This window comes from Curtobacterium pusillum (genome assembly GCF_007680845.1).
Classification (GTDB): domain Bacteria; phylum Actinomycetota; class Actinomycetes; order Actinomycetales; family Microbacteriaceae; genus Curtobacterium; species Curtobacterium pusillum_B.
Window position 1 is genome coordinate 126,150 of record NZ_VEIY01000008.1, and the last position, 20,037, is coordinate 146,186.

The following is a 20,037-nucleotide window of genomic DNA, read 5'->3' on the forward strand; positions in this document are numbered from 1 at the left end:
CGTGTCCATCGCCACCACGATCGAACTGATCTCGAACGGCAAGGCCGCGGGCAGCACCTGCACGCCCGACCTCGCGATGCCCACCTGGGACTTCGACGCCCGCCCCGGCTACGGCCCCGGCTCGTCGATGTCCGACGTCATCCCGACCTCCGCGCCGCGGCAGGGCGTGATCCCCGACGAGTACAAGAACGCGCCGACCGACGAACTCCACGAGCGCATCGAGCGGGCGAAGGCGACCCTGGGCGACCGGGTCGTCGTGCTCGGGCACTTCTACCAGCGGGACGAGGTGGTCCGGCACGCGGACTTCCTCGGCGACTCGTTCCAGCTCGCGAACGCGGCGCTGACGAAGCCCGACGCCGAGGCGATCGTGTTCTGCGGCGTGCACTTCATGGCGGAGACCGCGGACATCCTCGCCCGGGACGACCAGCGCGTCATCCTGCCGAACCTCGCGGCCGGCTGCTCGATGGCCGACATGGCCGACATCGACAGCGTCGAGGCCGCGTGGGCCGAGCTCGAGGCGCTGTACGGCACCGAACCCGACGCGGACGGCCGCGTCCCGGTGATCCCGGTCACCTACATGAACTCCGCCGCCGACCTCAAGGCCTTCTGCGGCCGGCACGGCGGGATCGTTTGCACGTCGTCGAACGCCGCGACCGTCCTCGAGTGGGCGTTCGAGCGTGGGCAGCGCGTCCTGTTCTTCCCGGACCAGCACCTCGGCCGGAACACCGCGAAGGCCATGGGCATCAGCACCGACCGGATGCCGATGTGGAACCCGCGGCTCGCCGGTGGTGGCAACACCGCGGCCGACCTGCTGGAAGCACAGGTCATCCTCTGGCACGGCTTCTGCTCCGTCCACCGTCGGTTCACGGTCGACCAGATCGACCAGGCGCGGCGGGACCACCCCGGTGTCCAGGTGATCGTGCACCCGGAGTGCCCGATGGCCGTCGTCGACGCCGCGGACGTCGCCGGCAGCACCGACCTCATCCGGAAGACCGTCGCCGCCGCGACCGAGCCGACGACCTTCGCGATCGGCACCGAGATCAACATGGTCAACCGGCTCGCGACCGAGTTCCCGCAGCACACGATCTTCTGCCTCGACCCCGTGGTGTGCCCCTGCTCGACGATGTACCGGATCCACCCCGGGTACCTCGCCTGGGTGCTCGAGGCGCTCGTCGCGGGCGAGGTCCTCAACGAGATCGTCGTCCCCGCCGACGTGCAGGCCGACGCCAAGGTGGCCCTCGAGCGCATGCTCGCCGCCAAGCCCAAGCCGCTCGCCCACGCGGGACACTGACCGTGCACGTCGTCATCGTGGGGTCCGGCATCGCCGGGCTCACCGCGGCGATCCGTGCGAGCGCCCGCCACGACGTCACCCTCGTCACCAAGGGCGCACTCGCCGACAGCGCGACCGCGTACGCCCAGGGCGGCGTGGCGGTCGCCCTGGGCGCCGACGACTCCGCGTCGCTCCACCAGGCCGACACCCACGTCGCGGCGGCGGGCAGCGCGGACGCACGGGCCGTCGAGGTGCTCTGCGCCGACGGCCCCGCTCGGGTCCGGGACCTGCTCGCGCTCGGCGTGCCGTTCGACCGCACGACCGACCCGTCGAGCCTCGACCGGTACGGCGACGACCTCGCCCGCGGCCGCGAGGCCGCCCACGGACGCTGGCGCGTCGTGCACGCCGACGGCGACGCGACCGGCGCGGCCATCGAACGCACCCTCGTCGACGCCCTGCACCGCCGGCACGTCACGATCCTCGAACGCACCTGCCTCACCGACCTCGTGGTCCGCGACGGCGCGGTCGTCGGGGTGGACGTCCTCGACCTCCTGGGCGAACCGCGCCGCATCGACGCCGACGCCGTGGTCCTCGCCTCGGGCGGCGCCGGACACCTGTACCGCGAGACGACGAACCCGCTCGTCGCGACGGGGGACGGGCAGGCCGCCGCGTGGCGCGCGGGTGCGGTCCTCGCGGACCTCGAGTTCGTGCAGTTCCACCCGACCCGCCTCGCGGTCCCCGACGGCGGACTCGTCTCCGAGGCGGTCCGCGGCGAGGGCGCCGTCCTCCGCGACGCACGGGGACGACGGTTCATGACGACCGTGCACCCGGACGCCGAGCTCGCCCCACGCGACGTCGTCGCACGGGGGATCGCCGCCGCGGCGCGCGACCAGGGCGGGGAGCCCGTGCTCCTCGACGCGACGGGCCTCGACCCGGCCTTCCTCGTCGGCCGCTTCCCCGGCCTCACCCGGGCGACGCGTGCCGCCGGGTTCGACTGGACCCGCGAGGGCGTCCCCGTCGCCCCGGCCGCCCACTACTCGATGGGCGGCGTCGCGACCGACGCCGAGGGACGGACCAGCATCCCCGGTCTCCTCGCGGTCGGTGAGGTGGCGTGCACCGGCGTCCACGGCGCCAACCGCCTCGCCTCGAACTCCCTCCTCGAGGGCCTGGTCTTCGCCGTCCGCGCCGCGGACGCCGTCGACGTTCCGCGACCCGACCGGCTGCGTCTCCGCGGGGACGCCGGTCTCCACGTCACCAGCGTTCCCGCAGCGGCCGACGCGAGTCGCGCCTCCCGTCCGACCCGGACTGGAGGCACGGATCACCGCACCGACACTGCGGACGTCCGTCAGACGGTCCAGTCCGTCATGACGGACCACGTGGGCCTGCTCCGGGACGCGACCGGACTCGCCGGGGCGCGCACCGCGCTCGACGCCCTCGTCCTGCCGGAGCCGACCGGCGTGCGCGACCACGAGGACCGGGCGCTGCTCGACCTCGCCCGGCTCACGGCGCTCGCCGCCGCCACCCGCACCGAGTCCCGCGGCGCCCACGCCCGCACCGACCACCCCGACACCGACCCCGCCGCTCCCGCCTCGTACGCGTGGGTGAACGAGCACGCACCCGTCCCGCAGGAGGTACCCGCATGACCACCGATCCCGGCACCATCCCGCCGCACGCCCTCCGCAGGGTCGTCGAGACGGCGCTCGAGGAGGACGCGCCCTGGGGCGACGTCACGAGCGAGACGCTCATCCCGGTCGAGGCCACCGCGACGGCGACCCTCGCGGCGCGCGAGCCGGGCGTGCTCAGCGGCGGCGGCGTGTTCGTCGCGGTGATGCACGCCGTCGACCCGACGATCGACGCGGTCCTGCACGTGCCGGACGGCAGCCGGTTCGTGGCCGGTGACGTCCTCGCGACGGTGACCGGGCCCGCGCGTGCGGTGCTCCGCGCCGAGCGGGTCGCACTCAACCTCGCACAGCGCATGTCCGGCATCGCGACCGCGACCGCGGCGTACGTCGCGGCGGTCGCGGGGACGCACGCCCGGATCGTGGACACCCGGAAGACGACTCCCGGGCTCCGGGCGCTGGAGCGGTACGCGGTGCGGTGCGGTGGCGGGCACAACCACCGGAACTCGCTCTCCGACGCCGTGCTCGCGAAGGACAACCACCTCGCCGTGCTGCTCGCCGGGGGGACCGACATCGGCGACGCCGTGCGGTCCGCGCGCCAGCGGCTCGGGCACACCGTGCACCTCGAGGTCGAGGTGGACCGCATCGACCAGATCGAGCCCGTCGTCGCCGCCGACGTCGACACGATCATGCTCGACAACTTCACGCCGGCCGAGCTCGAGGCCGGGATCCGGGTGGTGGCCGGTCGGGCGCTCGTCGAGGCGTCCGGCGGGGTGAACCTCGACACCGTCGCCGCGATCGCGGCGACCGGGGTCGACATCGTCTCCGTGGGCGCCCTGACGCACTCCGCACGCGCGCTCGATCTCGGGCTCGACATCGACGTCGCCGTCGCCGTCTGAGGGACGAATCCGTGTTCTACCTCGACCGCGCCGCGACGACCCCGGTGCGCCGCGAGGTGCTCGAGGCCATGTGGCCGTACCTGACCGGTGCCTTCGGCAACCCGTCGTCGACGCACGGGATCGGTGACGCCGCAGCCCGGGGGCTCGCCGACGCACGTGCCTCGGTCGCCGCCGTGCTCGGGTGCCGTCCGGCGGAGGTCGTCTTCACCGCCGGCGGCACCGAGGGGGCGAACACCGCGGTGAAGGGCATCGCACTCGCCGCGCCCCGGGGGCGGCACGTCGTGACGAGCGCCATCGAGCACGAGGCCGTCCTGGAGAGCTGCCGGTACCTCGAGCGCTTCCACGGGTTCGACGTCACGGTGCTGCCGGTCGCCCCGGACGGGCGGGTCGACCCCGACGTCCTGGTGGCGGCGCTCCGGCCCGACACCACCCTCGTCTCGATCGCGCACGCGGACAACGAGATCGGGACCGTGCAGGACGTCCCGGCACTCGCAGCGGCCGCGCACGCCGTCGGTGCGCGGTTCCACACCGACGCCGTGCAGTCCGCGCCGTGGCTGCCTGTCGGGCTCGACGTCCTCGGCGTCGACGCGCTGTCGCTCTCCGGGCACAAGCTGGGGGCCCCGAAGGGCACCGGTGTCCTCGCGGTCCGTGCCGGTGTCCCGCTGGAGCCGCTCGTCCACGGCGGCGGGCAGGAGCGGGGGAGACGGTCCGGCACCGAGGACGTCGCCGGGGCCGTCGCGGTGGCGACGGCGATGACGCTCGCCGCGGCGACCCGGGGGGCCTCGGCCGCGGCGGCGACCACGACGAGGGACGCGGTGTTGGACGGGGTCCTCGCCGCGGTCCCGGGGGCGTTCGTCACGGGGTCGCGGACCTCCCGGCTCCCCGGGCACGCGTCGTTCTGCTTCCCGGGGGTGAACGGCGAGACGGTGCTCCTGGAGCTGGAGCAGCGGGACGTCGTGACCTCGTCCGGGAGCGCGTGCGCGGCCGGCAGCACCGAGGTTTCGCACGTCCTCACGGCGCTCGGGCTGCCCGAGGCGGTCGCGCGGACCGCCGTCCGACTGACCTTCGACGCGGGCCTCGCCGCCGAGGACGTCCCGGTGGTCGTCCGGTCCGTCGCCGAGGCCGTGGAGGCCGTCCGCTCGCTCGGATGACCACCGCCAGGGTGTACTAGACGTTCTACTCCATGAGTGGGGCCGTGTCCCCCCTTTTGCGGACCGGAGAAGTACGCCAGGGTTGTGGACATGGCAAACGCGATGATGACCCGGGTCCGGCAGGAGGACCACTTCCGGGCGGTCCAGCTCCTCCCGGCACCGGCGACGGTCGTCGCGTTGGTCCTCGCCGCACAGCACGACCTCGGCACCGCCCCGCTCGGGCTCATCGCCGTCGTCGGAGCACTGGCGACCGTCGGGAGCGCTCTGCTCCCCATGGTCCGACCCGCGGCGGCTCGACGGTCGATGCCCGCACCGACCGAGACAGACCGGTACCGAGAGGACACCGAACACCCTTGAGGACCAGCACCGACGGGACCGACCCCCTGCGGTCCCGCCGGTGCGACGAACCGGACGCCTGCCCCCTGACAGGCGTCCGGAGCGGGGCACGGCACCCCCTGAATCGTCGTGCCCCGCACCTCCTGCGACCCGTCGTGGGCGCGGGCGTCGCTTTCCCCTGACGACGCCCGATCCCCCTCAGGCCCACGACGGGTCCGCGGAGCTCCGGCGCGCCGCTACGGTGGGGCCGTGCCCTCGTACCGCGTCACGCTCGCCATCGGCGCCCTGGCCGCCGGGACCACTCCCGACGCGGTCCTGCCGGAGGCCGCTCGCCTCGTCGCCGAGCTGACCGTCGTCGAGGCGAAGGACGTCCAACTGCTCCGGGGCGTGCCCTGCGCGGTCGTCCGGTTCGAGTCGCCGTCCGACGAGATCGCCGAGGCGGTCGCCGAGCACGCCGTCGACGGGCTCGCTCGGGTCGTCGAGGTCCGCTCCGCGGCGGTCACCCGACGCGACGGCGGTCGGTGGACGCCCGTGCGGTGACGGCTCAGTTCGCCGGAGTCGGCGCGACCGTCCCCGGCCAGACGTAGTCGAGGTCGTCGGGGACGTCCGGGAACAGCGGGCGGTAGTGCTCCGGCGCCTTCTGCACCAGCTTCGACCGGTGCGAGCGGTGCACGGCCGGATCGTCGTTCCACACCGGGACGGGGAAGTCGTCGCGCTCGTACGCCTCGAGGTCCTCCGGCACCAGGGCGAGGTCCGCCAGGGTCTTCGCCAGACAGGTGTCGGCGTACCCGCGCTCGGTCCACACCCGGCACGTGGCGGCCTGGTACGCCATCAGCGCCGGGCGGTACCCGCGCCACATCGCCACGACGGGGTGGTGCTGCCAGCCGTAGTCCGGCAGCGTCAGCGCCCGCATGACCTGCAGCGTCTCGACGCGCTGCTTCCCGAGCCGCCGGTCGTCGAGCACCTCGGCGGATGCGCGGAAGTCCGGGTACGGCAGGAACGTCTGCATGGCGCGGACGGTACCCGCCGGCGCTGACACCCGACACATGTCGTCACAACCGCACCGCCCGGTCGGCAGGCGTGTGAGCATCGACCGCATGAGCGGAGAACTCGTCGTCGGTGTCAGCGGCAGCCCCTCGGACCCCTCGCGGACGTCCACCCTGGTGGCTGCCACCGTGGCGCGCCTCGGGCAGGAGATCGACGGCGCCCGGACGGAGACGATCGAGATCGGCCCCCTCCTCGCCGACCTCGGTGCGTCCCCGTCGCGCGAGGCGATGTCGGACCGCACCCGGCGCGCGCTCGAGACCGTCGAGGCGTCGGACGTGCTCGTCGTCGGCAGCCCGGCGTTCCGGGCCGCGTACTCCGGCGCGTTCAAGCTGTTCTTCGACTGGGTCGGGCAGTACGACCTCGTCGACACCCCGGTGCTCCTGACCGCGACCGGCGGCAGTGACCGGCACGCCCTGCTCGTCGAGCACCAGATGCGTCCGCTGTTCGGGTTCTTCCAGTCGACGACGCTGCCGATCGGCGTCTTCGGCAACGAGCGGGACTTCGCCAAGCGCGAGGGCGGCTACGACATCGCGAACGTCGACCTCGAGCTGCGCATCGACCAGGCCGTGCTCCGGGCGCTGCCGCTCATCCGCGGGGGCTTTGCCACCGCGGGAACGGCCGACGTGCGGCGTCCTGCGGACTTCTGACCCGCGCGGCCTCGGGTACCTGGTCGGATCGGGCGTACCTTGTCGTTCGTTCCGACCAGGTACGCCCGTTTCCCCCGGGTACGCCCGATCTCACCGGGCACGAGCACCCCGCCGGGCACGCCCGGTCCCGCCGGGTACGCCCGGTCCCGCCGGGGACGCCCGATCCCGCCGGCTACGCCCGAGCCCGCCGGGCACGCCGATTCCGGCGGGCGCGCCGAGCGGGCAGGACACGCCGGCCAAGGACGCCGAGGGGGCGAGACACGCCGCCCGAGCGCGCCGAGCGGGCCGTACTTCGCCCGCTCGGCGGCCCCGCGGGCCACGCCGCGCGCCCGGCCCGCCGGGTACGCCCGATCTCGTCGGGCGCGCCGAGCGGGCAGGACACGCCGTCCGAGGACGCCCGAGCGGGCGGGACACGCCACCCGAGCGCACCGAGCGGGCCGTACTTCGCCCGCTCGGCGGCCCCGACCGGCGCGCCCGGCGCGCTTCGCCGGGCGGACCCGACGCGACTCAGCCGATCAGGGACGCGACGTGCGCGACGGCCAACCGGTACCCGTCCGGGCCGGCGCCCGCGATCACCGCGGTGGCGGCCGTCGCCACGTGGTCGACGTGCCGGAACGACTCGCGCTTCCACGTGTTCGAGAGGTGCACTTCGACGACGGGCACCGACAGCGCCTCGACCGCATCGTGCAGCGCGACCGAGGTGTGGGCGTACGCCGCGGGGTTGATGACGACGCCGGCGAAGTGGTCGAGCGCCTCGTGCAGCCACTCGACGAGCTCGCCCTCGCGGTTCGTCTGGCGGAAGTCCGCGTCGATCCCGTGGACCGCTGCCTCGGTGTGGACGATCGCCTCGATCTCGGCGAGGGTCACCGTGCCGTACTGCGCCGGGTCCCGTCGACCGAGGATGTCGAGGTTCGGGCCGTTGAGGACGAGGATGCGCGGCTGCTCGGTCATGTCGCGAGCCTACCGACGTCGATCATCGGCGCGGAGGCACGATGCATACCCCAGCTATGTGAACGGTCACAATTCGGTGTAACGTTCCCGTCCGGGTCGGCGGAGTTGTCGATCGCAACACACTGACGTGGAGTTTGAATGGTTCTCGCTGCAGCGAACAACGGGATCCGGCTCGATCTGGGCTGGGTCGACTACCTGATGGTCATCGTGTACTTCGCGGTCGTCATCGGCATCGGGTTCACCGCCCGCCGGCAGGTCCGGACGAGCATGGACTTCTTCCTCTCGGGCAGGTCCATGCCCGCGTGGATCACGGGCCTGGCGTTCGTGTCCGCGAACCTCGGCGCGACCGAGATCCTCGGCATGGCCGCCAACGGTGCCCAGATCGGCATGGCGACCCTGCACTACTACCTCGTCGGGGCCGTCCCCGCGATGGTGTTCCTCGGGCTCGTGATGATGCCCTTCTACTACGGCTCGAAGGTCCGCTCCGTGCCGGAGTTCATGCTCCGCCGCTTCGGCAAGGCCCCGCACCTGGTGAACTCCATCGCCTTCGCGGTGTCGAACGTGCTCATCGCGGGCATCAACCTCTACGCCATGGCGATCGTCATCGAGGCGATGCTCGGCTGGCCCGAGTGGCTCGCCATCATCGTCTCCGCCGGGTTCGTGCTCGTCTACATCACCCTCGGCGGCCTGAGCAGCGCGATCTACAACGAGGTCATGCAGTTCTTCGTGATCATCGCCGGGCTCATCCCGCTGACGATCGTCGGCCTGCACCGCGTCGGCGGGTGGAGCGGCCTGTCGAAGGCGATCACCGAGACCCAGGGCGTGCAGCACCTGCAGGCATGGGCGGGCACCGGCTTCGGCAACGTCACCAACCCGATCGGGGCGAACTGGCTCGCCATCGTGCTCGGCCTCGGCTTCGTGCTCGGCTTCGGCTACTGGACGACGAACTTCACCGAGGTGCAGCGCGCCTTCTCCGCGAAGAACATGTCCGCCGCCCGCCGCACCCCGCTCATCGCCGCGATCCCGAAGCTGTTCATCCCGGCGATCGTCGTCATCCCCGGCCTCATCGCCGCGGCGGTCGTCGGCAACCAGTTCGCCGACGGATCGCTCACCTACAACGACGCGATCCCGAAGCTCATCCAGATGTACCTGCCGACCGGCGTCCTCGGCGTCGCGGTGACCGGCCTCCTCGCGTCCTTCATGGCCGGCATGGCGGCGAACGTGTCGTCCTTCAACACGGTCTTCACGTACGACATCTGGCAGCGCTACATCAAGCCGAACATGCCCGACCTGCACTACCTGAAGACCGGCCGCTGGGTGACCGTCGCCGGTGTCCTCATCGGCATCGCGACCGCGTTCATCGCCGCGCAGGCGTCGAACATCATGACGTACATGCAGACGCTGTTCTCGTTCTTCAACGCGCCGCTGTTCGCCGTGTTCATCCTCGGTCTGCTCTGGAAGCGGATGACCACGCAGGGTGCGCTCTGGGGCTACATCCTCGGCATCGTCACGCCGACGATCACCTGGATCGCGTACCTCGTGAACCCGAAGCTGTTCGCCACCGCGACGGCCGAGACGCTCTACGGCGCGATCATCTCGTTCGTCACCGTCCTCGTCGTCGGGTTCGTCGTGTCGATGGTCACGAAGCCGAAGCCCGAGAAGGAGCTCGGCGGCCTGGTCTACGGCATCGGCAAGATCGACCTGCACGGTGACTCCGTCGCGACCGACACCGCCTGGTACCGCTCGCCCGCCCTGCTCGGCACCGTGGCGCTCGTGCTGTGCGTCGTCCTCTACCTCCCGTTCCTCTGATCGTCGAAGGAGACCTCCCATGAGTGACATCGACACCCTGACCGACGAGCAGCGAGCCCTCGTCCGCTCCACCCGCCGACTCGACCTGCGCCGCATCCTCGGTGGCCTGTTCCTGCTGTACGGGATCATCACGACGATCGTCGGCATCGTCCACTGGAACACCGACCCGGAGAAGACCGGCGGCATCCACATCAACCTGTGGGTCGGGCTGTCCATGCTCGCCGGCGGGCTGCTCTTCTTCCTCTGGGACCGGCTGGCCCCGGTCCCGGCCGAGGACATCATCGGCCAGGCCGAGTCCGAGGAGCACCAGAAGGCGGCCGGCGAAGGCCGCGAGCTCGCCTGAGAAGACGGTCGTCCAGGAGGCGCGGTGCCGGTCGGTACCGCGCCTCCTGTCCGTCTCGGTGCGGGTTGACGGCGCCTCCGGCGCTGCCGTAGCATTGATATGTCAATCGGGTGCTCTCGGTCGGAAGTGATCCCCGGATGACCTGCAGCGAGCGCGGGGCCCGGGGATTTGCGCTGTCGGGCGCCGCGCTTCCGACTCGTCCGCTGCGCCTTGACAGCGCTGCGACGACCGCCCTAACATTGATATGTCGACCGCGTGCCGCTCGGTCGGAAGTGAGCCCCGGAGCATCCTGCAGCCAGCGCGGGACCGGGGTTTTGCGCTGTCCCGGGGGCATTCACGTGGCGCGCACGACCACTGTTCCGAGCTCCTCGTCGACGCCTGCGGCGTGAGCACCGCAGGCGAGGTCGGCGAGTGCAACAAGCGGTTCATCGGCACCCCGAACGTGCTCGTGGCGTATCGCGCGCCCGACCCCTCGGCGCCTGAGGGCGTCGAACATCGAGCGGTCACGGTGGTCGTGGGTCTGCCCCCTCGACTCCAGGACGATTCCGCCCACGCCGCGGTGATCGAGCTCCCAGACGAGCCGTTCCAAGCAGTGGCGTCGTCTCCGTTCGGCACGAGCTGCGGCCCCGTCGTACCGGACCACGATGATCTCGACCGCCCGGCGGAGGAGATCGAGCCACGAGACCCGCTGCGCATGGAGCCCCTCGTACCAGTGCAGCTTCCGCATGCGCCGCGGCGTGGCTGCCCGGATGTCGGCGCGGATGCCATCGCACTCGGCGTCGCACACGATCACAGCGGCGAGCACGTACGCAGTGTGGTCGCGTCCGCCGCCGGGCTCGGACTCGTCGACGTACGCCCGGTGCATCCCTCCAGTATGTTGCGTACCAGTCCACCCGAAGTGGTACCGAGAATGAACGGTTGCGCGACGCGCCCGTGCACGCCAGGTTGGCCGTGACGAAAGGATCCTCCCCATGGACACGATGGTCTTCATCAACCTGCCCGTCGACGACCTCGAGCGCTCGAAGTCGTTCTACGAAGCCCTCGGCTACTCGATCAACCCGGCCTTCAGCGATGACACCGCCGCGTGCGTCGTGGTGAGCGACACGATCTACGTCATGGTCCTCACGAAGGCCAAGTTCGCGGAGTTCACCAACAAGACGATCGCGGAGCCCGGCGTGATCGAGGTCATCAACTCGTTGAGCGCCCCGTCGAAGGACGACGTCCACCGCATCGTCGACGCTGCGGTGGCGGCCGGCGGGAACGAGGACCGCCCGGAGATGGACCTCGGCTTCATGTTCCAGCGGAGCTTCACCGACCCGGACGGCCACCGCTGGGAGTACGTGTGGATGGACCCGCAGGCGGCGCAGGACGGCCCGCCCGCGGAGTGACCCGGACGCGGCACGGCCGACACTGTCGGCGGAGCACGCCAGGATGAGCCCATGAGCATCGACCCCACCCCGGACCTCGTCCTCGGCGACGACGGCCTCGCCCGTCCGGTCTGGGCGTCGACGGACGAACTCCTCCGGGACTACTACGACACCGAGTGGGGCATGCCCGTCCGCGACGAGCGCGGGGTGTTCGAGCGGCTCTCGCTCGAGGCGTTCCAGTCCGGCCTGTCGTGGCGGACGATCCTCGCCAAGCGTCCGGCGTTCCGTGCGGCCTTCGCGGACTTCGACGCCGAGGGGGTGGCCGGTTTCGGTGAGGACGACGTCGCACGATTGATGGCCGACGCGGGCATCGTGCGGAACCGGGCGAAGATCCTCGCGACCATCACGAACGCGAACGCCACGATCGCGTTGCGCGCGGACGGCGGGCTGGCCGACTTCGTCTGGTCGTTCCGGCCGGCGACCACGCCCGAGCCGCGCTCGTACGCCGACGTCCCGACGAAGTCCGACGAGTCCGTCGCGCTGTCGAAGGCGCTCCGGAAGCGTGGGTTCGCGTTCGTCGGCCCCACGACGATGTACGCGCTGATGGAAGCGCTCGGCATCGTCGACACGCACCTCGTCGGCAGTCACCGCCGGGGCACCTCGGGCGTCTGGAGCTGACCGGCGCGCCGACGTCGGTGCAGGGCTATCGTCACGGCATGAGCCCCGAGAACCCGCGCGTGCGCCCCGTGCACCCGATCGATGCCCGGATGGTGTCCGTGCCCGTCGACGCGGCGGTCCCGGCACCCGAACCGATCGCCGACACCGCTGCCGACCCCACAACCGGCCCCGCTGCCGACCCCGGGCACGACCCGGACGAGGTGCGCATCGCGTTCCTGCTCTTCCCGGACCTCACCCAGCTCGACCTCACCGGGCCGGCGCAGGTGCTCACCCGGGTCCCCGGTGCGCGTGTCGAGTACGTCGCCGCGACGCTCGACCCGGTCCCGAGCGACTGCGGCCTCGCACTCGTGCCGACGACGACCATCGCTGACGCGAGCCCGGCGGACGTGCTCGTCGTCCCCGGTGGCGACGGTGCCTTCGACGCGATGCTCGACCCCGAGGTGATCGGCTTCGTCCGGCGTGAGGCCGACCGGGCCACCTGGGTGACCTCGGTCTGCACGGGGGCGTTCGTGCTCGGCGCGGCGGGGCTCCTGGCCGGCAAGCGGGCCACGACGCACTGGGCCTCGAAGCCGATGCTCGCCGCGTTCGGCGCGCAGCCGGTGGACGACCGCGTGGTCGACGACGGGTCGGTCGTGACGGCCGCCGGTGTGAGCGCGGGGATCGACATGGCCCTGTGGCTCGCGGCCGAGCTCGCCGGTCAGCCCGCCGCCGAGGCCATCCAGCTCCAGATCGAGTACGACCCCCAGCCGCCGTTCGATGCCGGTTCCGCGACCCGCGCCGACACGCGCATCGTGACGGCTGCGCGGGCAGCGGCCGAGGAGGCGCGGGGCGACCGGGTCACGCAGGCTGCGGCAGCCGTCATCCCCTGACGAAACACCCTGACGGGCGTCAGGTCAGCGGTTGCCCTTCGAGCCGCGCTTCGGCTTGCCCTTCATGCCGCGCTGGACACGGCCGCGGCCGGTGGAGTTCTTCCCGCCGCCACTCTTGGCACCGGTGCCCTTGGTGGCACTCCGCTTGGCGACCGTCTTCTTGTTGGCCGCGGTGGCCTTGCCCCCGCCACCCGACGGACGCGAGCCGTCGCCGCCGACCTGATCCGTCCCTCCCGGCTGGTCCTGCTCGCCCCGGGAACTGTTGGTCGTGCGCCCGCGCACCACGCCGATGAACTCCTCCGTCGTCTCGGAGGCGTCCTCCGCGCGCCAGGCGAGCGCGATCTGCGTGCCCGGCGACCCGACGAGCGTCCGCGAGACGAGCGCCTTCCGGCTCGCCGCGCGGAAGAGGGACTGGGGGAGGACCGCGACGCCGACGTTCGCCTCGACCAGGTCGAGTGCGGCGTCGATGTCGGCCGGGACGGGGCCGGGGTCGACGACGTGCACGTCCTTCCCGGCGAGGTCGACCTCGGGGAGCTCGGCGAGCGGGGAGTCCTTCGGCATCGCGACGACGGCCGTCTCGGTCCAGAGCGGGATGGCGTGGTGCGCGTCCGAGACGGGGACGCGGGCGAAGACCATGTCGACGTCTCCGGCGAGGGCGTCGTCCACGTCGTCGGCACCGATCGGGCGCAGCACGAGCTCGATCGACGGAAAGCGATCACGCCAGACGCGGGCCCACTTGGCGGGGGAGACCCCTGGCACGAAGGCGATGGTGAGGGCCGCGGTCATGCAGACAAGCATACGGGCCGTACTCTGGTCACCATGGCGCAGGAACAGACCATGAAGCCCGAGACGGCCGCGAAGAAGCTCGGCATCCTGCTGGCGGCCGCACCGGAGACCTTCCGGGACGCGCCGATCAGCCGGACCGCGTTCGACGAACTCCGCACGGAACCCCCGACCTGGCTCGAGGACCTCCGTCGCGACGGCCCGCACCCCCGACCCGTCGTGGCGCAGAAGCTCGGCGTGTCGATCTCCGGACTGACCCGTGCGGGCATCGACGAGCCGCTCACCACCGCGGAGATCAAGACCCTGCTCGAGGAGAAGCCCGAGTGGCTCGTCCGTGAGCGCGCGACGCAGGCGGCCGTGCACGCCGAGAACGCCCGCGTGAAGCAGGAGCGCGCCGCGAAGGCCGCTGCCCGCGCCGAGGACTGACCGACCCCGCAACCAGCACCCGCGGACTGACACCCGAGGACACGCCGTGCACGAGACCGTCGCCGACGCCATGCTCGTCGTGCCGCAGTTCGCGTCGGTCTGCTGCATCGTCGGCGATCGGTACCGGCCGCGCCCCGGGGTGATCGTCCCCGCGGCGGTGATGTTCGTGGCCATGCTCCTGCCGGTCGTGGACGCCGGGGCGACGTGGACGCTCCTCGCGGCGACGCTCCTGCTGCTCCTCGCTCCGCTGCCCGTGGTGCGGCGCCGACGCGCGGACGGGCGTCGTGCGGAGCCGATGGACGTGCACCGCGCGCTCTCGGCCGTCGTGATGGCCGGGATGCTCCTGATGGGCCGTGCTTCAGGGCTCGTCGGCGACGCCGGGGAGGCCGGGCACGCCGGTCACGGACTCGTGCTCACCGCGGTCCTCGGTGCGGGCGTGATCGGCTACTGCGCGTTCAGCGGGTGGTTGCTCCGCCACGAGTGGGCGCGCGAGGACCGACGGGCGGTCCGGAGCGGCGAGGTCTTCGCGATGACCGTCGCGATCGTCGGCATGACGCTCGCGATGTAGGGAGCGGTCAGTCCGCCGTCGGCGCGTCCGTCGTCGACAGCCGGTCCTTGGTCGCTCGGATCGTGTCCTCGGGCACCGGCGGCACACCCCGCCGGATCCCACGCACCCCGACGACTCCGAGGATCGCCGTCACGACCGCGAACACGACGAACGTGATCCCGGTGGCGGCCCAGACCGGGAGCGCCAGCGCGAGGAGTGCGACCACGAGCCCGGCCAGCAGCACGAGCGTCGTCAGCGCGAACGCCACGGCGGCGCCGGTGAGCACCAGTCCGGTCTTCGCGCCGTCGACGCGCTCGCCGATCTCCCGCCGGGCCGAGGCCACTTCCTCCCGCAGCGCACGCAACACCGGTTCGAGGGCCTTCTGCACGATGCCGGCCGTGACGGAGTCGCGGAAGGACGGCCTCCCGGTCCGGGCGTCGTCGTGGTCGGTGCTCATGGGTCTCCTGTTCCGGGCGCGGGCGTCCGCGTCCACCTCTGGGACGTGCTGGACCTCATGATCCTCACGCTGCCTCCGACCGCGTCCGGCGACGGTACAGGAGGCCCGGCTCGCGTCGACGACGCGAGCCGGGCCTCCTGGGTGGTCGGGCCCAGGGCCCCTAGGAAGCGACCTCGTCGAGGTCGGTGACCCCGTGGACCGCCGCGGACGCGCGCAGCGCGCGCATCGACGGCGCGATGAGCGCCGCGACCACGGCGAGGACCGCGACGCCGGTGCAGGCCCAGAACCCGATCGTGAAGGCGTCGTCCTGCGGCAGGCCCTGCGCCGTGCTGTGCGAGGTGATCAGTGCCGCGATGACCGCGGTGCCGACGCTCGAGCCGATGGTGCGCACGACGGTGTTCGCGCTGATCGCCTCGCCCGTCTGGTTCGCGGGGACGCTCTCGATGATGGCGTTCGAGCAGGCCGCGAGGGCCATGCCGATGCCGATGCCGGTCAGGACGCCGGACACGACGACCTGCCAGAGCTCGGCGTGCGAGATGGCCGGGATCACGAACGCGGCGACGATCGCCACCCCGCCGATGAGCATCGGGGTCTTCGGTCCGACCTTCCGCACGAGGACCCCGGCGATCGGACCGGCGACGACCATCATGATCACGGTCGGCAGCAGGAAGAGCCCGGCCTCGGTGACGTCCTTGCCGAAGCCGTAGCCGACGGCCGTCGGCAGCTGCAGGAGGGTCGGGACGAGGACGAACGTGCCGAACATCGCGAAGCCGAAGACGAGTGCGACGACATGGGCGGTCCAGACACCGCGGACCGCGAACAGCCGGACGTCGATGAGGGGTTCGGCGACGCGGAGCTCGACGACCACGAAGGCGACGAGCGCGACGGCACCGAGGGCCAGCAGTCCGACGGTCTTCCCGTCGCCCCAGCCCCAGGTCTCGCCCTCGCTGATCGCCAGCAGGATCGCGACGAGGGAGACGGCGAGGACGCCCGTGCCGACCGTGTCGAGCCGCCCGGGCTTCCGGACGGGCGACTCCGGCATGCCGAAGATCGCGCCGAGCAGGGCGATGACCACCAGGACGGCGGGGAGCCAGAACAGCCAGTGCCACGAGAGATGCTCGACGATCGGACCGGCGGCGACGATCCCGACGCCGGCGCCGATGCCGAAGATGGCTGAGAGCAGGCCGATGGTGACGCTGACCTTCTCCTTCGGGAGCTCGTCGCGGACGATGCCGATGGAGAGGGGCATCACCGCGCCGGCGGCACCCTGCAGCGCACGTCCGACGATGAGCGTCCCGAGGTTCGGTGCGAGGGCCGCGAGGACGGCCCCGACGAGCAGGATCGACAGGACGACGATGAGCACCTTGCGCTTGCCGACCATGTCGCCGAGCCGTCCGAGGATCGGCGTGAGGACCGAAGCGGAGAGCAGGTACGCGGTGAGGACCCAGCTCGTCGCGCTCGTCGAGGCGCCGAGGTCCTTCCCGATCGTCGACAGCGCCGGGGCGACGAGCGACTGCAGGACGGCGAAGGACAGACCACCGAGGGACAGGTAGACGATGATCGCCGTGCTGTTCGGCCGGTGACCGTCGGTGGTGGGGTGGGACCCGGTCCGCGGGCTCTCCATGGTCTCGGTCATCGTGCTCCGTACGATCGATGTAAACAGTTGCTGACTTCACGAGGGTACGCGGTTCCCCGCTGATGTCAACAGTTGCTTACATCGGAGCGCAGGCCGGTACGCTTCGACCATGAGCAAGGACGCCGAGGCCACCCGCCTGCTCCTCGTGCAGGCCGCGAGACGTCGGTTCGCGTTCGACGGGTACCGGGCCACCACCGTGCGGGACATCGCCGCGGACGCCGGGGTGAACGTCGCGCTCATCAACCGGTACTTCGTCTCGAAGGAGGGACTGTTCCGCGCGTGCCTCGACCGCGTGGTGCGGGACCTCGACACCGAGGAGTCGACGACGCCGGACCTCGAGCGGGCCCTGCGGAACCTCATCGCGCACGTCGTGCAGTCCCCGACGGACGAGGACTCGATCCAGCTCATGCTCCTCCTGCGGTCCTCGGGCGACGACGGCGCCGACGCGGTCCGGCGCGAGACGCTCCGCCACTACGCCGAACGCCTCGCCAGGGTCGTCGGGGGCGAGGTCACCGACGACCTGCTCGTCCGCGGCGAGATCGCCCTCGCCGTCGTGCTCGGCATGACCATGCTGCGGACCTCGACGCAGGTCGAACCGCTCGCCTCGGCGGAGGACACGGTCGTCGCGGGAGCGCTCGAGGACGCACTCAGCGGGCTGTTCGCCGCCTCGCCGTCGCGTCGCGGTAGCGTCGGACCGTGACCGACCGTCCCGTCCGCCGCCCCGACCCCGTGCCTCGCCTCGACGAGGTCGACGAGCGCATCCTCTGGACCCTCGCGGCCGACGCGCGGATCCCGAACAACCGGCTCGCCGCAGCCGTCGGCATCGCGCCGTCGACGTGCCTGGCCCGGGTGCGGGCGCTCGAGGACGCCGGGGTCGTCCGTGGCTACCGGGCGGACGTCGACGTCGCCCGGCTCGGCTTCGCGATCGAGGCGATGGTGTCCGTGCGGGTGCACGCCGCAGCACGCCACGAACTGCGGGACTTCGCGAAGCGACTGCTCCGCGTGCCCGTCGTGCAGGACGTGTCGTTCCTGGCGGGGGACAAGGACTTCCTCGTGCACATCGCCTGCACGTCGACCGAGCAGCTGCGCGACTTCGTCGCCGACGAGCTCAGCGGTGACCCGTCGGTCGCGACGACGCAGACGAACATCGTGTTCGAGCGGCTCGTCGCCGACCGCGCCCAGCAAGCACGGTCGTTCGACGAGATCCGTCGCTGGCGGGCCTGACTCAGCGCGTCCGGGCCATCGGCAGGTGCGGGATGCCGTCCTCGACGAAGTCGTCGCCCGAGCGCACAAACCCGAAGCGGGCGTACCACTGCTCGAGGTGCGCCTGCGCGTCGATGGCGATGCGGCCGGAGCGGGTCTCGGCGATCGCGGCGTCCATCAGCTGCGACGACAGACCCTGACCGCGAGCGGCCTTCGCGGTCGCCACCCGGCCGATGCGTTCGGTGCCGTCCTCCTCGCGCAGGAGCCGGAGCGTCGCGTCGACGGACCCCTGCCCCGCCCAGAACTGCAGCGTGCCGGGTTCGAGGTCCCGCCCGTCGATGTCGGGGTACGCGGCCGCCTGCTCGACGACGAACACGTCCTGCCGGAGCCGCAGGATCTCGTGGAGGGTGACCACGTCGAGGTTGCGTGTCGGAGCGTTGAAGATCGAGACCACGGCCGGCCTTTCCTGACGATTTCTTCCGAAACATGGTGCGTTCCGGAACGGAGCGGCGTACATTGCCGGTCAACCACTCTACGTGCGCTGCTGAGATCAGGAGGTGAGCGCATGGACCAGTCGATGCGTGCACCCTGGTACGCGGTCGTCCGGTACGTCGTCCTCGGCGTCGGCATCGCGGCCGCCCTGGTGCTGCTCTCGCTCGTGCTCGGCGCTCGACCGGCCTCCGCCGTGACGCCCGGATCGGCAGCGCAGTCGCAACCGGCCGGGCAGCGAGGACTTGTCGGGAGCGTCGTCGGCGGCCTCGGGGACACGGTCCACGGCGTCACGAGTGGTGTCGGACAAGCCGTGAGCGGCGTCGTCGAGCCCGTGCGCACGGCCGTCGCGCCCGCACCCGCCGCGCCCGCCCCCGCAGCTCCGGTCGCGCCCGCTCCCGCCCCGGCAGCGCCAGCCCCGGCGGCCCACGCACCGGCTCCGGCAGCTCCCGTGCACACCGCTCCCGCCGCGTCCGCGCCGAAGCCGTCGAGCCCTGCTCCGGTCGCCGCTGCGCCGTCGACGAGCACTCCGGCGCACCCCGCGACGACCGGGTCGACCACGACGCCGACCGCGCCGACGAGTCGACCGGCCGCGCCCGCGACGACCGGGCCGGCCACGGCGTCGAGCCCGGCCACGCGCGCGACGCAGGACGTCGTGGCGGCCGTGAGCAGCGCCTCCAGGCCGGTCGTCGACACGCTCGTCACCGTCCTCAGCCCCGTCACGGGGAGCGTCCAGTCGGTCACCGACGCGCGCCCCGTCACCGGGGTGGTCGGCGCGCTGGACGGCATCGTCGGGTGCGTCCCGGTGGTCGGTCCGGTGCTCGGGAACGACACGCTCGGCTCCGTCACGGCGCCGGTCACCGGCCTCGTCGACGACACGCTCGGCGACGTCGGGACGGTCGTCGGCTCGGTGCCGGGCACCGTCTCCGAGGTGCCCCCGGTGCTCGGTGGCGTCCTGCCTGGAGGCACGGATCCCCTCCCCGGACTCCCCACCGGTCCGGTGGGTGGCGGCTCCACCGCCCCGGTCGCGAGCGCCCCGTCGGCCTCCGTCGACGTGCCCCAGCTCGCCGGATCGGCTCGTCCCGGCGCGGCTGACCCGACCGTCCCGGCCGACGTGGCCGTCCTCGCCGCCGACCATCGGTCGGTGACCGGACCCGTGTCGACCGTCCTCGCCGGTGCCGTCGGCGCCGCGGGGAGCGCCGCCGTGCAGGACGTCACGTTCGGCGGCCGCGCGCTCCTCGTCCCCACCGGGCACGGAACCGGCGACGGTGACGGGCCCCTCGACGGTCCGCTGGCCGGGGTCCTCGGCGGCAGTGCTGCCGGGTCGACTGGATCGGCCGCAGCGGTCGGCATCGTCGGTTCCACCGACGCCCACATCTCCCTCGCCGCGGGGTCACGCGGCACCCTCTCCGACGACGCCGTTCCCGCGTCGGTCGTCGGCGAGCACGACGTCGCCCCTGACTGAGATCGGTGCGCCTGTCCGACATGGCAGGCACGCACCACCGGCCAC

Annotated in this window: 24 protein-coding genes; 17 read left to right on the plus strand and 7 right to left on the minus strand. The window is 72.3% G+C overall.

What is annotated here, in order from left to right; translation table 11 throughout:
- The first annotated feature begins 1 nt into the window (after position 1).
- The 6 genes from nadA to FS825_RS15970 all read left to right on the plus strand — a co-directional run bounded on the left by nadA (position 2) and on the right by FS825_RS15970 (position 5,815).
- On the plus strand, positions 2-1,291 hold the full coding sequence (nadA, locus tag FS825_RS15945) for a quinolinate synthase NadA (RefSeq protein ID WP_144714939.1): 1,290 nt from the start codon (positions 2-4) through the stop codon (positions 1,289-1,291).
- Between the two features lie 2 nt (positions 1,292-1,293).
- Positions 1,294-2,913, plus strand: coding sequence for an L-aspartate oxidase (gene nadB, locus FS825_RS15950; protein WP_144714941.1), 1,620 nt, complete (start codon positions 1,294-1,296; stop codon positions 2,911-2,913).
- Entirely contained in the window at positions 2,910-3,788 is an 879-nt protein-coding gene (gene nadC / locus FS825_RS15955; protein ID WP_144714943.1) for a carboxylating nicotinate-nucleotide diphosphorylase, read from the plus strand. Before nadB ends, nadC begins: the two co-directional genes overlap by 4 nt.
- Positions 3,789-3,799: 11 nt before the next feature.
- Positions 3,800-4,939 (plus strand): cysteine desulfurase family protein, encoded by a 1,140-nt coding sequence (locus FS825_RS15960; protein WP_144714945.1) that lies wholly within the window; start codon positions 3,800-3,802, stop codon positions 4,937-4,939.
- 90 nt (positions 4,940-5,029) lie between these two features.
- On the plus strand, positions 5,030-5,296 hold the full coding sequence (locus FS825_RS15965) for a hypothetical protein (RefSeq protein ID WP_144714947.1): 267 nt from the start codon (positions 5,030-5,032) through the stop codon (positions 5,294-5,296).
- A gap of 228 nt (positions 5,297-5,524) precedes the next feature.
- Positions 5,525-5,815 (plus strand): hypothetical protein, encoded by a 291-nt coding sequence (locus tag FS825_RS15970; RefSeq protein ID WP_144714949.1) that lies wholly within the window; start codon positions 5,525-5,527, stop codon positions 5,813-5,815.
- Between the two features lie 4 nt (positions 5,816-5,819).
- Here the strand turns inward: FS825_RS15970 and FS825_RS15975 are convergent, their stop codons facing one another.
- Complete coding sequence (locus FS825_RS15975) at positions 5,820-6,284, minus strand: MSMEG_6728 family protein (RefSeq protein ID WP_144714951.1); 465 nt, start codon at positions 6,282-6,284, stop codon at positions 5,820-5,822.
- An 88-nt stretch (positions 6,285-6,372) separates the two neighbouring features.
- Between FS825_RS15975 and FS825_RS15980 the strand changes: the two genes are divergently transcribed.
- On the plus strand, positions 6,373-6,969 hold the full coding sequence (locus tag FS825_RS15980; RefSeq protein WP_186377288.1) for an NAD(P)H-dependent oxidoreductase: 597 nt from the start codon (positions 6,373-6,375) through the stop codon (positions 6,967-6,969).
- A 507-nt stretch (positions 6,970-7,476) separates the two neighbouring features.
- Here FS825_RS15980 and aroQ read toward each other — a convergent pair.
- The gene (aroQ, locus tag FS825_RS15985; RefSeq protein ID WP_144714955.1) at positions 7,477-7,920 is read right to left on the minus strand and encodes a type II 3-dehydroquinate dehydratase; all 444 of its coding nucleotides are present in this window, start codon (positions 7,918-7,920) and stop codon (positions 7,477-7,479) included.
- Between the two features lie 138 nt (positions 7,921-8,058).
- Here aroQ and FS825_RS15990 point away from each other — a divergent pair, with 138 nt between their 5' ends.
- Both FS825_RS15990 and FS825_RS15995 read left to right on the plus strand, forming a co-directional pair.
- Entirely contained in the window at positions 8,059-9,729 is a 1,671-nt protein-coding gene (locus tag FS825_RS15990; RefSeq protein WP_144714957.1) for a sodium:solute symporter family protein, read from the plus strand.
- A 19-nt stretch (positions 9,730-9,748) separates the two neighbouring features.
- Positions 9,749-10,072 (plus strand): hypothetical protein, encoded by a 324-nt coding sequence (locus tag FS825_RS15995; RefSeq protein WP_144714959.1) that lies wholly within the window; start codon positions 9,749-9,751, stop codon positions 10,070-10,072.
- A gap of 334 nt (positions 10,073-10,406) precedes the next feature.
- Here FS825_RS15995 and FS825_RS16000 read toward each other — a convergent pair whose 3' ends face one another.
- Entirely contained in the window at positions 10,407-11,063 is a 657-nt protein-coding gene (locus tag FS825_RS16000; protein WP_186377289.1) for a DUF3800 domain-containing protein, read from the minus strand.
- On the opposite strand from FS825_RS16000, the gene FS825_RS16005 reads away from it, so the two are divergent.
- The 3 genes from FS825_RS16005 to FS825_RS16015 are packed head-to-tail and all read left to right on the plus strand — an operon-like array spanning position 11,044 to position 12,986.
- Positions 11,044-11,460: a VOC family protein gene (locus tag FS825_RS16005; protein WP_144714963.1), complete on the plus strand. Its 417-nt coding sequence runs from the start codon at positions 11,044-11,046 to the stop codon at positions 11,458-11,460. The genes FS825_RS16000 and FS825_RS16005 overlap by 20 nt on opposite strands.
- Before the next feature lie 51 nt (positions 11,461-11,511).
- On the plus strand, positions 11,512-12,117 hold the full coding sequence (locus tag FS825_RS16010) for a DNA-3-methyladenine glycosylase I (protein ID WP_144714965.1): 606 nt from the start codon (positions 11,512-11,514) through the stop codon (positions 12,115-12,117).
- Between the two features lie 38 nt (positions 12,118-12,155).
- The gene (locus tag FS825_RS16015; RefSeq protein WP_260981279.1) at positions 12,156-12,986 is read left to right on the plus strand and encodes a DJ-1/PfpI family protein; all 831 of its coding nucleotides are present in this window, start codon (positions 12,156-12,158) and stop codon (positions 12,984-12,986) included.
- Between the two features lie 24 nt (positions 12,987-13,010).
- Here the strand turns inward: FS825_RS16015 and FS825_RS16020 are convergent, their stop codons facing one another.
- Positions 13,011-13,772, minus strand: a complete 762-nt coding sequence (locus FS825_RS16020) for a LysR family transcriptional regulator substrate-binding protein (RefSeq protein ID WP_186377290.1) — start codon at positions 13,770-13,772, stop codon at positions 13,011-13,013.
- Between the two features lie 33 nt (positions 13,773-13,805).
- On the opposite strand from FS825_RS16020, the gene FS825_RS16025 reads away from it, so the two are divergent.
- Positions 13,806-14,195, plus strand: a complete 390-nt coding sequence (locus FS825_RS16025) for a DUF5997 family protein (protein ID WP_144714969.1) — start codon at positions 13,806-13,808, stop codon at positions 14,193-14,195.
- Positions 14,196-14,241: 46 nt separating this feature from the next.
- On the plus strand, positions 14,242-14,763 hold the full coding sequence (locus FS825_RS16030) for a hypothetical protein (RefSeq protein ID WP_144714971.1): 522 nt from the start codon (positions 14,242-14,244) through the stop codon (positions 14,761-14,763).
- 7 nt (positions 14,764-14,770) lie between these two features.
- On the opposite strand, the gene FS825_RS16035 is transcribed toward FS825_RS16030, so the two are convergent.
- Positions 14,771-15,199, minus strand: coding sequence for a phage holin family protein (locus tag FS825_RS16035; protein ID WP_144714972.1), 429 nt, complete (start codon positions 15,197-15,199; stop codon positions 14,771-14,773).
- A gap of 160 nt (positions 15,200-15,359) precedes the next feature.
- On the minus strand, positions 15,360-16,835 hold the full coding sequence (locus FS825_RS16040; RefSeq protein WP_144714975.1) for an MFS transporter: 1,476 nt from the start codon (positions 16,833-16,835) through the stop codon (positions 15,360-15,362).
- A 109-nt stretch (positions 16,836-16,944) separates the two neighbouring features.
- On the opposite strand from FS825_RS16040, the gene FS825_RS16045 reads away from it, so the two are divergent.
- Both FS825_RS16045 and FS825_RS16050 read left to right on the plus strand, forming a co-directional pair.
- Positions 16,945-17,535, plus strand: a complete 591-nt coding sequence (locus FS825_RS16045) for a TetR/AcrR family transcriptional regulator (RefSeq protein ID WP_144714977.1) — start codon at positions 16,945-16,947, stop codon at positions 17,533-17,535.
- Complete coding sequence (locus tag FS825_RS16050) at positions 17,532-18,059, plus strand: Lrp/AsnC family transcriptional regulator (protein ID WP_144714979.1); 528 nt, start codon at positions 17,532-17,534, stop codon at positions 18,057-18,059. Before FS825_RS16045 ends, FS825_RS16050 begins: the two co-directional genes overlap by 4 nt.
- 1 nt (position 18,060) lies before the next feature.
- Here the strand turns inward: FS825_RS16050 and FS825_RS16055 are convergent, their stop codons facing one another.
- Positions 18,061-18,492 (minus strand): GNAT family N-acetyltransferase, encoded by a 432-nt coding sequence (locus tag FS825_RS16055; RefSeq protein ID WP_260981280.1) that lies wholly within the window; start codon positions 18,490-18,492, stop codon positions 18,061-18,063.
- Positions 18,493-18,603: 111 nt separating this feature from the next.
- On the opposite strand from FS825_RS16055, the gene FS825_RS16060 reads away from it, so the two are divergent.
- A complete protein-coding gene (locus FS825_RS16060; RefSeq protein ID WP_144714983.1) occupies positions 18,604-19,992 on the plus strand; it encodes a hypothetical protein in 1,389 nt (462 codons plus the stop codon).
- The last annotated feature ends 45 nt before the right edge of the window (positions 19,993-20,037 follow it).

Coding starts and splice junctions, on each gene's coding strand:
- nadC (WP_144714943.1), top strand. CDS start 2,910: ATGACCACCGATCCCGGCACCATCCCGCCGCACGCCCTCCGCAGGGTC.
- FS825_RS15965 (WP_144714947.1), top strand. CDS start 5,030: ATGGCAAACGCGATGATGACCCGGGTCCGGCAGGAGGACCACTTCCGG.
- FS825_RS15975 (WP_144714951.1), bottom strand. CDS start 6,284: ATGCAGACGTTCCTGCCGTACCCGGACTTCCGCGCATCCGCCGAGGTG.
- FS825_RS15980 (WP_186377288.1), top strand. CDS start 6,373: ATGAGCGGAGAACTCGTCGTCGGTGTCAGCGGCAGCCCCTCGGACCCC.
- aroQ (WP_144714955.1), bottom strand. CDS start 7,920: ATGACCGAGCAGCCGCGCATCCTCGTCCTCAACGGCCCGAACCTCGAC.
- FS825_RS15990 (WP_144714957.1), top strand. CDS start 8,059: ATGGTTCTCGCTGCAGCGAACAACGGGATCCGGCTCGATCTGGGCTGG.
- FS825_RS15995 (WP_144714959.1), top strand. CDS start 9,749: ATGAGTGACATCGACACCCTGACCGACGAGCAGCGAGCCCTCGTCCGC.
- FS825_RS16005 (WP_144714963.1), top strand. CDS start 11,044: ATGGACACGATGGTCTTCATCAACCTGCCCGTCGACGACCTCGAGCGC.
- FS825_RS16000 (WP_186377289.1), bottom strand. CDS start 11,063: ATGAAGACCATCGTGTCCATGGGGAGGATCCTTTCGTCACGGCCAACC.
- FS825_RS16010 (WP_144714965.1), top strand. CDS start 11,512: ATGAGCATCGACCCCACCCCGGACCTCGTCCTCGGCGACGACGGCCTC.
- FS825_RS16015 (WP_260981279.1), top strand. CDS start 12,156: ATGAGCCCCGAGAACCCGCGCGTGCGCCCCGTGCACCCGATCGATGCC.
- FS825_RS16020 (WP_186377290.1), bottom strand. CDS start 13,772: ATGACCGCGGCCCTCACCATCGCCTTCGTGCCAGGGGTCTCCCCCGCC.
- FS825_RS16025 (WP_144714969.1), top strand. CDS start 13,806: ATGGCGCAGGAACAGACCATGAAGCCCGAGACGGCCGCGAAGAAGCTC.
- FS825_RS16035 (WP_144714972.1), bottom strand. CDS start 15,199: ATGAGCACCGACCACGACGACGCCCGGACCGGGAGGCCGTCCTTCCGC.
- FS825_RS16040 (WP_144714975.1), bottom strand. CDS start 16,835: ATGACCGAGACCATGGAGAGCCCGCGGACCGGGTCCCACCCCACCACC.
- FS825_RS16045 (WP_144714977.1), top strand. CDS start 16,945: ATGAGCAAGGACGCCGAGGCCACCCGCCTGCTCCTCGTGCAGGCCGCG.
- FS825_RS16060 (WP_144714983.1), top strand. CDS start 18,604: ATGGACCAGTCGATGCGTGCACCCTGGTACGCGGTCGTCCGGTACGTC.